Consider the following 15714-nt stretch of genomic DNA (forward strand, 5'->3'; position numbering starts at 1 on the left):
GGGCTGTTTCTACAGGCAGAAAACCACTGATGCCTCAAGGCTTCCAGCCGCCGCCCAGTGCTTTGTACAGCGCCACCTGGTTCTGCCGCTGAACCAGCCGGGTCTGGCTCAAGGCCTGCTGAGCACCGAACTGCGATCGCTGCGCATCGAGTACATCCAGAAAGCTGGCGATGCCATTGCGGTAGCGCAGCTCGGCCAGGCGAAAACGCTCTGATTCTGCCTCGACCTGTGCAAGCTGTGCCTCTGCCTGACGGGCCAGGGTCGCGCGCCCGGCCAACGCATCAGACACCTCACGGAATGCCGTCTGAATCGCTTTTTCGTACTGGGCCACCGCGATGCTGCGTTGGGCATTCGCCACCTGCAAGCCGGCGCGGTTGCGACCCGCATCAAAAATGGGCAACAACGCCTGCGGCGCCAGCGAAAAACCCCACGAACCGCTCTTGAACAAACCTGACAGCTCATCGCTCGCGGTGCCGAAGCTGGCAGTCAGCGAGATGCGCGGAAAGAACGCGGCGCGCGCAGCGCCGATGTTGGCGTTGGCTGCGATCAACTGCTGCTCGGCAGCCCGAATGTCTGCCCGTTGAATCAACACCTCGGAGGACAGCCCCACAGGCACATCGCTGAACTGCTGCGATGCGCCTGTCGCCGCGGGCAGGACCGAGGGCGGGACAGGTTGACCGGCCAACAAGGTGAGCGCATTCAAGTCCAGCGCGCGTTGCCGCTGTTGCTGTGCCAGCGTGCCTTGGGCCGAAGCCAGCAGCGACTCGGCCTGGCGAAGGTCCAGCGCAGAAGAAACGCCACTGTCAAAACGCAGCCTGGTCAGGCGCAATGAGTCCTGGCGGGTCTTGAGCGTTTGCTCTGTCAACGCCAGCAGCTCGTCGCTGGTTTGCAGACTGAGCCAGCTGCTGGCCACAGCCGCCACCAGGCTGGTCTGCGCCGAGTTGCGAGCCTCTTCACTGGCCAGGTACTGGGCCAATGCCGCCTCTTTCAGGCTGGCGACCCGACCGAAGAAATCGATCTCCCAGCCGCTCATGGCCAAACCTGCCGAATAGGCACTGCTGATGGTGTCCTCACCCGAGCTCTGGCGGCTACCGGTGACGGCGCCATTCACGGCCGGAAACAGGCCCGCACGCTGAATCTGGTACTGCGCACGCACTTGCTCGATGTTGAGCGTGGCCAGGCGCAGATCGCGGTTGTTTTCGATAGCGAGGGCAATCAGTTCCCGCAGACGGGCATCCTGCACAAATTCGCGCCAGCCAATCTCGGTGGCAGTCGTCGCAGGGTCAACCGCCACACCACCGGTGTCCAGCGCCGCAGGCACAGGAGCCGCCGGCCGTTCATAGGTGGGAATAAACGAGCAGCCCGACAACACCAGCGCCAGCCCAGCGGCGATGGGGGCCAGGGCGAAAGACCGGCCGTTGGAGGAAAGAGAATTTTTAAGCATCGTTGTTCATTCCATGGTGAGCCGCTTGTGCGGCATCCAGACGGTGTTGGCGTTCGCTGCCTTTGAAAAGCGTGCGCACGACCACAAAGAAAATCGGAACAAAGATCACGGCAAGCACCGTACCGACCAACATGCCACCGATCACGCCCGTTCCAATGGCGCGCTGGCTGGCAGAGCCAGCACCACTGGCCAGGGCCAGAGGCAACACGCCCAGCGTAAACGCCATCGAAGTCATGATGATCGGGCGGAAACGCAGGTGGGCGGCGGCCAACGCTGCTTCAATCACCCCCTTGCCCTGCGCTTGCAGATCCTTGGCGAACTCAATGATCAGAATCGCATTCTTCGCAGACAAGCCAATGATCGTGATCAACCCCACCTGGAAATACACGTCGTTGGAATAGTCGCGCAGCAGCGTGGCCAGCAACACACCCAGCACGCCCAGCGGCACCACCAGAATCACAGCCAGCGGAATGGTCCAGCTCTCGTACAAAGCGGCGAGACACAGGAACACGGCGAGGATGGCAAAAGCGTACAAGATGATCGCTTGCGACCCGGCGAGCTTCTCTTCTCGCGACTGCCCAGTCCACTCAAAGCCGAAACCTTGTGGCAACTGGCTGGCCAGCCGCTCCATCTCGGCCATCGCCGCTCCGGTGCTTTGGCCGGGTGCGGCGCTGCCGCTGATGCGCATGGCCGGATAGCCGTTGTAGCGCACGGTCTGCATCGGTCCGGTGATCCACTTGGTGGTCGCAAAGGCCGACAGCGGCACGGCTTTGCCCTGGCTGTTGTTGACCGTGATGCGCAACAAGTCATCGGGCTGCATGCGCGCAGGCGCATCGGCCTGCACCATCACCCGCTGCAGGCGACCGGCATTGGGGAAGTCATTCACATAGCTCGAGCCCAAAGAGGTGCCGATGGCGCTGGAAATGGCGTCGTAACTCACGCCTTGTGCGCTGGCCTTATCGCGGTCGATATCGAGTTGCAACTGTGGCGCGTCTTCCAGACCGTCGGGTCGAACGCCCGTCAGAATCTTGCTTTGCGAGGCCAGTCCCATCATCTGGTTGCGGGCATTGAGCAATGCTTCGCGGCCCAGACCAGCGCGGTCCTGCAGACGGAAACTGAAGCCCGACGACGAACCGAGTTCCGGGATGGGCGGCGGGCTCAGCGGAAAGATGAACGCATCACGGATGCCCGACAAAGCGCCGAACGCACGACCCGCGAGGCCTTGCGCGGAACTGCCCTCGCCGGTGCGCTCGGACCAGTCCTTGAGTGTCACGAAGGCCAGCGCAGCGTTCTGCCCCTGACCCGAGAAGCTGAAGCCCAACACGCTGACCATGCTCTGCACTTCAGGCTGCTTGAGCATGAAGCCTTCGACTTGCTTCATCACGCCTTCCGTGCGCTCGCGGGTGGCACCGGGCGGCAACTGCACGTTCACCAGCATCGTGCCCTGGTCTTCGTTGGGCAGGAAAGAGGTGGGCAGGCGCTGGTAAATCACCACAGCGGCAGCCACGATGGCCGCGTAAATGATGAGCGTGCGACCAGCGCGGGGCAACAGCGCGGCAACACCGCTTTCGTAACGCTTGGCGGTGCGGGAGAACCCACGGTTGAACCAGCCGAAGAAGCCTTTCTTCTCATGGTGGTGCCCCGCTTCAACGGGCTTCAGCAGCGTGGCGCACAGCGCCGGCGTGAGGGACAACGCCATAAAGGCCGAAAAGGCAATCGACGTGGCCATCACGGCCGCGAACTGGCGGTAAATGTTGCCCACCGAGCCGCTGAAAAATGCCAGCGGCACGAACACAGCGATCAGCACCACGGTCACACCGATGATGGCCCCCGAAATTTGGCCCATGGCCTTGCGTGTGGCCTCCAGCGGTGGCAAGCCCTCTTCGCTCATGATGCGCTCGACGTTTTCAACCACCACAATGGCATCGTCCACCACGATACCGATCACCAGCACCATGCCAAACATGGTCAACACGTTGATCGAAAAACCCATGGCCAGCAAAGCGCCAAAGGTACCCAGCAGGGCCACCGGCACCACGATGGTCGGGATCACCGTGTAGCGCCAGTTCTGCAGGAACAGGAACATCACCAGGAACACCAGAAACACGGCTTCAGCCAGCGTCTTGGCCACTTCTTCAATGGAAATCTTCACGAAGCGCGAGCTGTCGTAAGGGATCTCCCACTTCATGCCGTCGGGGAAAAACTTTTCCAGTTCGGCCATGCGGGTGCGCACTGCGTCGGCTGTGGCCAAAGCGTTGCCGCTGGGCGACTGCTGCACACCGATACCCACCGCCTGCACGCCGTTCAAGCGTGCCGACGTGGCGTAGGCTTGGGCACCCAGCTCGATACGGGCCACGTCTTTGAGGCGCACCGTGGCGCCGTCGTTGCTGGCGCGCAGCACAACATTGCTGAACTCTTCCACCGTGCCGAGCTGGCCATTGACCACCACGGTCGCGGCGATGCCTTGGCCCGCCACGTTGGGCAGCGCGCCGATTTCACCGGCCGAGACCTGCGCGTTTTGCGCCCGAATCGCGGCAATCACATCGGCCGCACTGAGGTTGAAGCCGAGCAACTTGCCCGGATCGATCCACACGCGCATCGCCCGCTCGGTACCGAACAGCTGGGCCTGACCAACACCGTCAAGGCGTTGAATCTCGGGCAGGATGCTGCGCGAAGCGTAGTCACCCAGCGCCACAGGATCCCACTTGGGATCGGTCGACGAGATCATGGCAAACATCAGGAAGTTGCTGCGCGCCTTGTCGACGCGAACGCCTTGCTGCGTCACCGCTGATGGCAGGCGCGGCGTGGCACGGGCCAGGCGGTTTTGCACATCCACCTGGGCCAGATCGGCGTTGGTGCCGGGCTCAAAGCTCAGCGTGATGCTGCCGGTGCCGTTGGCCTGGGCCACAGCTTCCATGTAGATGAGGCCGGGCGAACCGTTCATCTCTTGCTCGATCACCGACAACACGCTGTCTTCCAGCGTCTTGGCCGAAGCCCCTGGGTAGCTGGCGTTGATCGAAATCGATGGCGGCGCCACCGGCGGATACTGCGCAATCGGCAGTTGGGTGATGGACACCGCGCCCAGCACCATGACAAACAGCGCAATCACCCACGCAAAGATGGGGCGCTCAATGAAAAATTTGGCCATTGGTCGCGTCCCTTATTTCGCTGGCGCGGCGGACGCGGCAGCAGCAGGCGCAGCGCCTGGCGGGGTCCATGGCACGGCCTTGACCGGCGCATCGCCACGCAGCTTTTGAAAGCCGTCCACCATCACTTGCTCACCGGCCTTCAAACCATCGAGCACCACCCACTGACCGTTTTGCTGGCCACCGACTTTGATGGGTCGCGGCGCCACTTTGCCTTCGGCATCCACCACCATCACCGAGTCGCCCTGGCCCGAGCGGGTCACAGCCTGTTGCGGCAAGGCAATGGCATCGGCTGCGGTGGCCTGCTCCAGACGCACGCGCACATACAAGCCTGGCAGCAAAGCGCCAGAGGCGTTGGGCACTTCGGCGCGCAACGTGACCTGACCGGTGGTCGCATCGACGGTCAAGTCCGAGAACAACAATTTGCCGGGCTGGGCGTATTCGGTGCCGTCTTCCAGCACGATGCGCACGCTCGCAGCGTCCGCGCCAGCGCTTTTGAGCTGGCCGTCTGCCATGGCGCGCTTGAGCTTCATCGCTTCGGCGGCCGACTGGGTGAAGTTCACGTACATCGGGTCGGTCTGCTGGATCACGGCCAATTGCGTGGCTTCCCCCTGCCCCACCAAGGCGCCCTCGGTCACCAAAGCGCGACCGATGGTGCCTGCGATCGGCGCGGTCACCCGCGCGTAGTTCACATTGATGCCAGCGGTGCGCACCGCAGCGTTGGCCACCGCCACATCGGCTTGCGCCGACTTCTCGGCGGCAACCGCATTGGCGTATTCCTGCTGGCTGATGGCGTTTTCAGCGATCAGCGGTTTGTAGCGATCGGCCAGAGCCGTCGCGGTGGACAGGTTGGCTTGCGCCCGCGTCAAAGAGGCTTTGGCGCTTTGCAAGGTGGCCTCGTAAGGCGCCGCGTCGATGCGGAACAGTGCCTGGCCCGCCTTGACGTTGCTGCCTTCCTTGAACAAGCGCTCTTGCAAGATGCCGGCGGCCCGGGCACGCACCTGCGCGACCCGCGAAGCCTCCAGCCGACCAGGCAACTCCGTGATCAGCCCAACATCGCCGGGCGTCACTGTGACCACGCCAACTTCGGCGGGCGGCGGGCCGCCAGCGCCGGCGGGCGCGCCAGCGGCTGGTGCGTCCGCATTGCCGCAAGCGGCCAGGGCCAGACTCAAGGACAACGCGGTGGCCAGATGCCAAGGCCGCAAGTCAACGAATGCAGATGGGCGGGCGGGAGCGGAACGCGAAGCATTCTCAGGTTGAGGGGCTGACATGGGCATCCTTAGGGGCAGCAAAAACGGAGTCTCGGCAATGGCCGAGTGGTGAAAAAGGCAGACTATACATACATACAGAAATGTATGTATAGTCTAAGGGTTATTACCTGTTTGACCAAAGGCTTATCAGCCCATTGTCACAAAACTGTCGAGAAGCCCATTCCATGGTTCGCCGTACCAAAGCCGATGCCGAAGCCACACGCCACAGCCTGCTGGACGCCGCAGAGTTGCTGTTTCAGGCGCGCGGTGTGTCGCGCACATCCCTCAACGACATCGCCGTCGCGGCGGGCACCACGCGGGGCGCGATCTACTGGCACTTCAAGGACAAGGCCGATCTCTTCAACGCCATGATGGACCGCGCCGTCCTGCCGCTTGAGCAAGCGCTGACCAGCGTGGGCGATCGCGCCAGCGAGCTCAGCGACCCCCTGCAGGCCTTGCGATCCTCCATGCGATTGGCCCTCAACAAAACCGCCACCGATCCGCGCGTGCGCCGCGCCTTCGAGGTGGCCACCCTCCAGGTGGAATACAACGAAGAAATGCATGCCGTTCGCCAGCGCCATTTGCAGGTTCGCAACGAATGCATTTCCAGCACCGCCCTGGCCCTGAAAGCCGCCAGCACCAAGCGCGGCGTTCCCCTGCCCATTGCGCTGGAGACCGCCTCGCTCGGCTTGCACGTCATGGTCGACGGCCTGATCCACAACTGGATGCTCGACCCCACTGCCTTCGACCTAGAAGCCTGCGGCGAAAAGACGGTCGAGACCTACCTGCGCGGGCTGGGCTTTGGCGCGGCAATCACTTCAGACGCCGTTCCGGCACCACAGACACCGGCGGCACCGCATTTGACGGCACCCGCAGATGCAAAGCCGCCTGCGCCATCAGGTTCGCCGACACAGGCGCGGTCACGAAAACGAACAAGGTGATCAGCAGTTCGGCAATGCCCGGGCGCCCCTGACCGGCGGCGATCAACATCGACGCGATCAACACGCCACCCACGCCCAGCGTCGAAGCTTTGGTAGGCGCATGCAAACGCATGTAGAAATCAGGCAGGCGAGCCAAACCGATGGCGCCCACCAACAGGAAAAACGACGCCACCAGAATCACGGCAGCCGCAAGGTATTCGATCCAGATACTCATTGCATTTCTCCTCGTTTCATTCGACCACGTCGCCTCGGCTGAGGTAGCGCGCCAAAGCCACCGTCGAGGCAAAGCCCAGCATTGCCACCAGCAGCGCACCTTCAAACAGCAACACCGTATTCCACCGAATGCCAAGCAACACGATCAGCGCCACGGCGTTCATGTAGAGCGTATCGAGTGCCAGGACCCGGTCGGTCATGGTCGGACCTCGCAACAAGCGGACCGCACACAGCACCACGGCAATCGTGATGGCACCAATGCCCAGATTCAGGGCCCAATCCAGCGCGGGGCTCATGCGGCACTCCCGGTGTTTTGTTTGAAGATGGTCAGAAGCGGCGCTTCGTACCGGTTTTTCATGTCGGCTGCCATGGCGCCAGCGTCATCGCAATTGAGCGCATGCACCCAGATCACACGCCGCTCTTCATCAATCACCGTCGAAACCGTGCCCGGTGTGGTCGTGATGATGCTGGCAAACAACGCATTCACGCGGTGGTGATCACTTTCCAGCGCCACCGGAATCCAGCCAGGCGACATGTCGCTCAGTGGGCCCAGGACAAGCTTGGCCACCACCACATTGGAGACAATGATGTCCCACACAACAATGCCCAGCAAACGCGGCACAGCCGGCCAATACAGCCCGCTCGCATCGGCCAGGAATGGCCTGAGCAAACGTGGGACGACCAATCCGATCAACAGCGCCGACAGCAGGTGCACGGGCTCCAGGCTGTGCGACAGCGCCAACCAGCTCGCACCCAGCAACACAGACAACACGGGGTGACCGAACCACCCCGAAGGGCGCCGCGCCCCGGTCACGCTTTGCGAACGATCGGTGCTCATTTCATTTCCTCCGTATGGGCGGCAGCAGGCTCGCCAGCCGTGGAACCCCGCCGGCCGTCATAAGGCCTCGCGGTTTGGGCGTTGACACCCCCATGCGCTCCCAGCACAGCCTGCGCATACGCAGCCTTGTCGGCCAATTGCGCAGCCGCGGCATCGGTATAGCGCTTTACCGGCGAAGCCATCACCGCCAGGAGCAGGGTAAGGGCCATAAAAGCCCAGGCAGATGACAGCAGCTTCAAGCTCGAACCAGAGGCCGAGCGCGCCGCGTCGTCATCAATCTCGACATGCCAAAACACGATCACGCCGGCGCGCGCCAATCCCACCAGCGACAAGAAGCCCACGCTCAACACCACGGTCCAGACCCAGGGTTGTGCCGACAGGCCAGAGGTGCTTTGCAAGATCATCAGTTTGCCCAGAAAACCAGGCAAAGGCGGCAAACCGGCTGCCGACGCTGCACCGAAAATCATCATCAATCCCAGCAGCACGGGCTCACGCACGGCTGGCGCGGGCCGCAGTCTGTCCAAGGTCTGACCACGCTGCGCGGACATCAGCTCCACCAACAAAAAGAGGCCAGCAATCACGATGGTGCTGTGCAGCGTGTAATAGAGCGCCGCAGACAAGGTCTCCGGCGTAAACAGACCCACGGCGGCCAGAATCGTTCCCACCGAGGAGACCGTGAGGTACCCCACCAAGCGACCCATGGAGTGCGAAGAGAGTGCACCGAGCGCGCCGAGCACGCTGGTGGTCAGCGCCATGGGCAACAACCAGGACTGCGCAGCCAGGGTGGCTTCGCCCGCATCCAGCCCAAAGATGCCCCAATGGGTCCGGATGATGCTGTACACGCCCACCTTGGTCATGATCGCAAACAAGGCGGCCACCGGCGCACTGGCACTTGCATAGGTGCCCGGCAGCCAGAAATACATCGGGACGATCGCCGCCTTCAAACCAAATACCACCAGCAAGATCAACGCGGCAGCACGGGCCACGAGTGCCGAGTCGCCGGTCAACTGCGCGACGCGAACAGCCAGATCGGCCATGTTCAAAGTGCCGGCCACCGCGTAGATCATCGCCAGGCCAATCAGGAAAAGCCCCGAGCCGGCAAGGTTCAGCACCACGTAGTGGAACCCCATGCGCAACCGCTCGCGGCCCAGGCCGTGCAGCAGCAGCACATAGGAAGAAATCAGCAAGACCTCAAAGAACACAAACAGGTTGAACAGGTCGCCGGTGAGAAACGCGCCACTCAGACCCATCAACTGGAAATGGAAAATGGCGTGGAAATGGCGGCCCCGATTGTCCCAGCCGCCGGTCGCGTACCAAAGTGCAGGCGCCGCCACCAGGTAGGTAAGGCAGACCATCAGCGCACTCAGGCGATCGAGCACCAGGACAATGCCAAATGGCGCTTCCCATTCGCCCATGCGGTACACCATCAACTCGCCAGAGCCGGCCCGCCACACCAGGCCAGCGGCCATCACCAGACCCAGCATCACCGAAGCCAGACTCAGCCGCCGGCGCCAGACAACCCGTGCCCGGTTGTGACCACCGCCCACCCCCGACATGCCGCCGAAATCGCCCAGCAGCAACATGCCCATGCCAGTGAATGACGGCAGAAGAACCGACAGCACCGGTGCATGTTGCAGCCAGAAACTCAGGATCGCATCGATCATCAAATGCGCTCCTCAGGTTCTGTATTGGCAGTGGACGGCACATAACCGGGCGCATGCCCCGGCTCATGACCATCCACATGGTCACTCCCGCTTTCATGTCGGTTGCGCAAGGCCAGCTCGATCACGAAACCGGTGGTTGCGAATCCGATCACGATGGCGGTCAGCACCAACGCCTGAGGCAAGGGATCGGCAATCGGCCCCTCACCCACCAGAATGGGCTGTGCGTTGGACCACAAGCGGCCCATCACAAAAATGAACACGTTCACCGCATAACCAAACAACGACAGGCCAAGCACCACGGGAAAGGTACGACCCCGCAACATCAAATAGATGCCACAGGCGGTGACACATCCGATGCCTGTGGCCAGCAAAAATTCCATGCTCATCTTGAGCCTCCCTCGCCGCACGCGGCCGCACAAAGCATCAAAGGTAATCGGGGACTCAGGCGATTCATGCCACGCTCCCCGAACCGGCACTGGCGCCTTCGCGGCTCACCGAACCCAGCACCGAGATGGTCAGCAAGGTGGCGCCGACCACGGTGAGGTAAACCCCCAGGTCGAACAGCGCAGCCGAAGCCAGCGGCAAGTCGCCCAGAATCGGCACATGCGGATGACCATGGGCACTGGTCATGAAGGGCCGGCCCCACACAAATGACCCAACCCCGGTAAGACCGGCAATCGAGAGGCCAGAGCCAATCCAGCGCACAAAACGGCGACCAGACTGCGCCCGCATCAAGGACTCCGCCTTGGCTTGCCCCAGTGACATGTATTGCAGCACCAGCGCCACCGCCGTGATCAGCCCTGCGATGAAACCGCCGCCGGGCATGTTGTGGCCGCGCATGAAGATGTAGATTGTGAACACCAGCGCCACCGGCAACACCACCGATGCGGCCACGCGCAACAGCAGCGGCTGAGACGCAAATGTCCAGGCCAGGCCTTCGGAGTCGGTCAGTGGACGCTTGGTGCGCATGCCTTCCATCAGCGCCAAAACACCTATGGCGGCAATGCCAAGCACCGTGATCTCCCCAAACGTGTCGTAGCCCCGGAAGTCCACCAGAATCACGTTGACCACGTTGGTGCCACCACCTATTGGCAGCGATTTTTCCAGGAAGAACCAGGAAATGGAGTCGTGGTTGCGGGTCAGCAGCACCCATGCCACCCAGGCCATGCCAGCACCGCCCACCAGAGCCAGCGCACCATCGCGCACACGCCGCGCAGAGGTCGATTCGCCAGGCGTGTGTTGCGGCAACAAGGCCAGGCCCATCAGCATCAAGACCGTCGACACCACCTCAACCGACAGTTGGGTCAGGGCCAGATCGGGCGCAGAGAGGCTCACAAAAACCAGCGAAGTCACCAGGCCAACAACGCCCACGAGAATCACCGCCTGAAAACGCTGATGGTGCGTCATGGCAATGGTCAGGCAAGTAGCCAGCAATAAAGCCCACACGGCCATGGCCAGTGGAGATGCCGGCAACAAGGTACGGTCTCCGGCGCCGATTCCGCTGCCCACAAACTGTATGGCCGCAACCACCACGGCGGCTCCCATCAGGCAGCCCAGGTAGCGCTGCAATGAGCCGGTCTCGAGGCGAATCGAAATGCGGCCGGCCCAACGGAACAAACCATCAATGACACCTTCAAAAACCTGGCGGCCAGTCAACGGACCGAACCAGGCCTCGGAGCTCATTGCATGCAGACGCCGGCCCTTGGCCAGCCACAGGTAAATGCCTGCACCTGCTGCGACCGCAACGGCACTCATGAACAAGGGCAGGTTGAACCCGTGCCAGATGGCCAGGTGGTATTCGGGCAACTCACCGCCGACCAGCGCTGTTGCCGCCACACGCACCAACGGTCCAAAGGTCATCGCGGGCAGCAAGCCCACCACAATGCACATGGTGACCAGAATCATCGCAGGCAGCTTCATGCCCAACGGGGGCTCGTGGGGATGCGGGTTGGGCACATCCCCGATCGGACCATTGAAATAGGTGTCATGCACGAACCGCAGCGAATAGGCCACGCTGAAAATACCCGCCAGCGTCACCAGTATAGGAACCGCCCAGGGCCACACGCCGGCCATGCCAGCCGTGCCCTCCACCGCTTCGGTGAAGAACATTTCTTTGGACAGGAACCCGTTGGTCAACGGCACGCCAGCCATGGAGGCGGCCGCCACCATCGACAGCGTGGCCGTCCACGGCATGAGTTTGTAGAGCCCGCCGAGTTGGCGCATATCGCGTGAATGGGTTTCGTGGTCAACAATGCCGGCGATCATGAACAGCGAGGCTTTGAAGGTGGCGTGGTTCAGCACGTGAAACACCGCGCCCACCGCCGCCAGCGGCGAACCCAGCCCCACCAGAAAGGTGATCAGACCCAGGTGGCTGACCGTGGAGTAGGCCAGCAAACCTTTGAGATCGTGCTTAAAGAGGGCAATGAAGGCCGCAAACAGCACCGTGATCAAACCCACCGTTGTGACCACCGCCTCGAACACCCCTGTGCCAGCCAACACCGGGTACATGCGCATCATCAGAAACACGCCAGCCTTCACCATGGTGGCCGAGTGCAGGTAGGCCGACACGGGCGTGGGCGCGGCCATGGCGTCGGGCAGCCAGAAATGGAACGGGAATTGAGCGCTCTTGGTGAAAGCGCCCACCAGAATCAGCAACAGCGCTGGCACAAACATCGGATCAGCTTGAATCTGCGCAACATGCCCCAGCATTTCGCTCAATTCAAACGTGCCAGCGATCTGGCCCAGCAGCACAAATCCCCCCAGCATCACCAAGCCGCCACCGCCGGTCACAGCCAAGGCCTGGCGCGCGCCGGCACGGGCATCGGCCCGATGGCTCCAATAGCCCACCAACAAGAAAGACGACAGACTGGTCAGTTCCCAGAAGACCACCAGAAGCAGCAAATTGTCTGACAGCACCACGCCCAGCATGGCTGCCATGAACAGCATCATCTCACTGTAAAACTTGGCCACCGAGTCTTTTGCGCTCAAATAGAAATGCGCGTAGATCACGATCATCAGCCCGATGAACAGAATCAACCCGGCGAACATGAGCGACAGGCCATCAAGCCGGAACGACAGGTTCAGCCCGACCTCGGGAACCCAGTCCCAGCGGTTGTGCACCTCCTTGCCGGCAAAAACAGCAGGGGCTTGCTGCAACAACAGCCCCAGGCTGGCGGCGGTGACGCCCCCGGCCACCAATGCGGTGAGGCCACGGGCTCGGGTCCCCAGCCACCCGGTGGCGGCGGTACCCAGCAAAAGCGGTAGCAAGACGATGATGAACAGCACGGCTTCTCTTTCAGGTTGGCTGGCGATTCTAAAGGCGCGCCCTCTCGTCCAACTGACGAGGCCCGCAACGCCCTTTGGGCTTCGCGCCCATGTTACTTGCCTCTCGCAGACTCACGGCGTGGGGGTTTCCCCGTCTGATCCCTGCATGGTCCAGGCGAGCCGCGAACCCAGCCCCACAACCGCTCCCACGATCCAGAACACACCCGAGAAGCCCAGCACCACCCCCACCGAGCCGAACAGCAACGGCATCACCACACTGGAGCCGTTGATGGCCATGGCGCGCAGCCCCAGGGCCTGACCATGCTGATGCTTGGGCGTGATCTGGTGCAGCGTGCTCATGATCATGGGCTGCACCGAGCCCAGAGCCATGCCGAGCAACACCGAGAGTGAGCCCATCACCCATGCGGTGTGCGCCAATGGATACACCGCAAACAACAATGCCGTAGAGACCATGGCCGTACCGATCACCACTGATTCGCGCAAATGCTGCGCCAGCCAGGGCATGACGAGGCGAATCGCGGTGGCCGCGAGTGCGAATCCTCCAAGAATCGAGCCGATCACGGTGGCGCTCAAGCCCCGCTCATTGCCAATCAATGGCACAAGAAAAGTGTGAACATCCCAGCAAGACGACAGCATCCAGTTGATCAGCATCAGTCGGCGAAACCCGGCGTCGCGCAGCATGGCGAATGAGCGCCCCCGCTTCAGCAACGGATCGTGGGCCACCGGCTCCAGCTCCTGTGCATGCCGCACCAAAACCCAGGCCATCGGAGGCAGCAGGGCCAGCAACAGGTAGGCGGCGCGAAAACCCGATGCATCAATCAGCAGCCCGGCGGCAAAAGGCCCGAGAAAGTTGGAAATCGATGGTCCGATGGCCATCCAGCTGAAGACCTGCTTGATTTCCAGCGGCCCATTGGCCAACTGACCCACATGCCGCTGCAAAGCGATCAACGCCAGGCCGGTAGAGGCGCCACAGGTCAGCGCGGTGAGACAAAGCACTTCAAACCGTGGAAACACCACGGCAAGCAAAGCGCCCATTGTGGCAATCGCCACAGCAATCAACAGGGGTTTCTTCAACCCGTGTTTGTCGGCAAATCGCCCTGCCGGCAAAGAGAGAAACACCTGAGACAAGGCAAACAGCGCCAGCAACAGCCCCACCGCGGCCGGGCTGAAGCCCTCACGCAGCGCCATCAACGGCCCTGCCATTCGGAACCCGGTCATGCAGGCGTGCAGGCTGATTTGTGCCGCAATCAGGCGCATCAAGCGGCGCCTCAGGCCCGGGTTCAACCCTCCTCCGCATCTTGGGCATCACCGCCGTCCAGAGGCAACACCTGCTTGGCCTGATCCTGCGGCAGCGCTTCGACGGTTTTTAAAGCGCGTGTCATGGCGCGGCTGCGCGTCTCGGCGCTGTCCAGCGTGTTGAGCACCGTCTGGGTCTGGCTTTTGACCTTGGCCAACACATCGCCAAACTTGCCGAACTCGGTTTTGACCGCACCCAAGACCTGCCAGACCTCGCTGCTGCGCTTCTCCAGCGCAAGGGTGCGAAAACCCATCTGCAGTGAATTGAGCATGGCCATCAAGGTGGTCGGCCCGGCCAGCGTCACACGGTACTCGCGCTGCAAAACCTCCATCAAGCCGGGACGACGCAACACCTCGGCGTAAAGCCCTTCGGTCGGCAGAAAAAGGATTGCAAAGTCGGTGGTGTGCGGAGGCTCCAGATATTTGTCGGCCATGGACCTGGCTTCCAGCTTGATGCGCTGCTCCAGTCCGCGCGCCGCCGCCTCGGCGCCTTCGGCATCGGCGCGCTGTTGGGCATCGAGCAAGCGCTCATAGTCTTCGTTGGGAAATTTGGCATCGATGGGCAGCCAGCAAGGCTCGCCATCCAGACTTCGCCCTGGCATGCGGATCGCAAAATCCACCACGTTGCGGCTGCCCGGCCGGGTGGCCACCTGAGTCGCATATTGATCGGGCGCGAACACCTGTTCCAGCAACGCGGCCAACTGGGCCTCGCCGAACATGCCGCGGGTCTTCACATTGGTCAGTAAATGCTTCAAATCGCCCACGCCCTGCGCCAGCGTCTGCATCTCGCCAAGGCCCTTGTGCACCTGCTCCAGCCGGTCTGCCACCTGTTTGAAGCTCTCGCCCAGACGCGCCTGCAGCGTGGATTGAAGCTTTTCATCCACCGTGGCGCGCATTTCGTCGAGCTTGGCGGCATTGCTCTGTTGCAGCTGGGTCAGTTGCCCGTCCAAAGTGGTGCGCACCTCGGCAAGGCGTCGTGCATTGCTTTCGCTCATGTCTTGCAGTTGGCGCACCAACGTGTCGCTCAGCGTGCTGCGAAGCTGCACCAGTTGCTGTGCGAACGCATCGATTTGCGCATTTTGGGTGCGCGTGGCTTCGGCGGCCTGCTGGCCCATACCCAGGCTGATGGCTTGCAACTGCTGGGTGAGGGTGTCGCCCAGCGTGCCTCGCAATTGCAGCAACTGCTGAGAAAAACCGTCCAGCTGCGCGTTTTGCGTACGCGTTGCCTCTGAGCTCTGGCGGGTCAAAGACGCCTGGAAACTGCTCAGCGTTTGCTGCATCTCCTGACGTCCGCCACGCGAGTTTTCACCAATTTCACGGCGCAGTTCGCCCTCCACGCGCTCGATCCGCTGGGCTTGCTGGGTCATTGCACTGGCCAACGACTGCCTGTGCGCCAGTTCGTCATCGCCCACCCTCGGGCGACGCAACAACAACCAGAGCACCAACAGCAGCCCCAGGGCCTGCAGCCCCAGAACGGCCCAGACCCACCACGCAGTATTTTCAAAGAACATGGCGGAAATTATCGGCGAGCAATCCCTCGGTGGCGCGAGATCGGGCAAAGCACTTGAACCACTGCGCGGGCCCATGAATTCAACTCATGACACACCGTGAAAGCCGAACCCGCCCCCTACAATCAA

General features: G+C 62.1%; 11 protein-coding genes and 1 pseudogene. 1 reads left to right on the top strand and 11 read right to left on the bottom strand.

Annotated features, from left to right (window positions below; all coding sequences use genetic code 11):
- Nucleotides 1-34 precede the first annotated feature (34 nt).
- The 3 genes from LPB072_RS14150 to LPB072_RS14160 are packed head-to-tail and all read right to left on the bottom strand — an operon-like array spanning nucleotide 35 to nucleotide 5861.
- A complete protein-coding gene (locus LPB072_RS14150; RefSeq protein ID WP_066084614.1) occupies nucleotides 35-1444 on the bottom strand; it encodes an efflux transporter outer membrane subunit in 1410 nt (469 codons plus the stop codon).
- Nucleotides 1437-4592, bottom strand: coding sequence for an efflux RND transporter permease subunit (locus LPB072_RS14155; RefSeq protein WP_066084610.1), 3156 nt, complete (start codon nucleotides 4590-4592; stop codon nucleotides 1437-1439). The genes LPB072_RS14150 and LPB072_RS14155 overlap by 8 nt, the downstream gene beginning before the upstream one ends.
- Nucleotides 4593-4604: 12 nt before the next feature.
- A complete protein-coding gene (locus LPB072_RS14160) occupies nucleotides 4605-5861 on the bottom strand; it encodes an efflux RND transporter periplasmic adaptor subunit (RefSeq protein WP_066084999.1) in 1257 nt (418 codons plus the stop codon).
- A gap of 164 nt (nucleotides 5862-6025) precedes the next feature.
- On the opposite strand from LPB072_RS14160, the gene LPB072_RS14165 reads away from it, so the two are divergent.
- Nucleotides 6026-6781 carry a TetR family transcriptional regulator gene (locus tag LPB072_RS14165; protein WP_066084607.1) on the top strand — a complete coding sequence of 252 codons (756 nt, stop codon included), beginning with the start codon at nucleotides 6026-6028 and terminating at the stop codon, nucleotides 6779-6781.
- Here the strand turns inward: LPB072_RS14165 and mnhG are convergent.
- The 8 genes and pseudogenes from mnhG to rmuC form a co-directional block, all read right to left on the bottom strand.
- Nucleotides 6756-6995 (bottom strand): annotated as a pseudogene (gene mnhG / locus LPB072_RS23920) (monovalent cation/H(+) antiporter subunit G); the annotation flags it as partial. The gene LPB072_RS14165 and the pseudogene mnhG overlap by 26 nt on opposite strands.
- Nucleotides 6996-7011: 16 nt before the next feature.
- Nucleotides 7012-7290, bottom strand: a complete 279-nt coding sequence (locus LPB072_RS14170) for a K+/H+ antiporter subunit F (protein ID WP_066084603.1) — start codon at nucleotides 7288-7290, stop codon at nucleotides 7012-7014.
- Complete coding sequence (locus LPB072_RS14175) at nucleotides 7287-7832, bottom strand: Na+/H+ antiporter subunit E (RefSeq protein WP_066084601.1); 546 nt, start codon at nucleotides 7830-7832, stop codon at nucleotides 7287-7289. The genes LPB072_RS14170 and LPB072_RS14175 overlap by 4 nt, the downstream gene beginning before the upstream one ends.
- The gene (locus LPB072_RS14180) at nucleotides 7829-9496 is read right to left on the bottom strand and encodes a monovalent cation/H+ antiporter subunit D (RefSeq protein ID WP_066084597.1); all 1668 of its coding nucleotides are present in this window, start codon (nucleotides 9494-9496) and stop codon (nucleotides 7829-7831) included. The genes LPB072_RS14175 and LPB072_RS14180 overlap by 4 nt, the downstream gene beginning before the upstream one ends.
- The gene (locus LPB072_RS14185; protein WP_197509005.1) at nucleotides 9496-9876 is read right to left on the bottom strand and encodes a Na+/H+ antiporter subunit C; all 381 of its coding nucleotides are present in this window, start codon (nucleotides 9874-9876) and stop codon (nucleotides 9496-9498) included. The genes LPB072_RS14180 and LPB072_RS14185 overlap by 1 nt, the downstream gene beginning before the upstream one ends.
- Before the next feature lie 70 nt (nucleotides 9877-9946).
- Nucleotides 9947-12781, bottom strand: a complete 2835-nt coding sequence (locus LPB072_RS14190) for a monovalent cation/H+ antiporter subunit A (protein WP_066084592.1) — start codon at nucleotides 12779-12781, stop codon at nucleotides 9947-9949.
- A gap of 111 nt (nucleotides 12782-12892) precedes the next feature.
- Entirely contained in the window at nucleotides 12893-14038 is a 1146-nt protein-coding gene (locus LPB072_RS14195; RefSeq protein WP_066084590.1) for an MFS transporter, read from the bottom strand.
- Between the two features lie 23 nt (nucleotides 14039-14061).
- The gene (gene rmuC, locus LPB072_RS14200) at nucleotides 14062-15588 is read right to left on the bottom strand and encodes a DNA recombination protein RmuC (RefSeq protein ID WP_407927758.1); all 1527 of its coding nucleotides are present in this window, start codon (nucleotides 15586-15588) and stop codon (nucleotides 14062-14064) included.
- Nucleotides 15589-15714 lie beyond the last annotated feature (126 nt).

It is taken from the genome of Hydrogenophaga crassostreae, assembly GCF_001761385.1.
Lineage (GTDB): Bacteria > Pseudomonadota > Gammaproteobacteria > Burkholderiales > Burkholderiaceae_C > Hydrogenophaga > Hydrogenophaga crassostreae.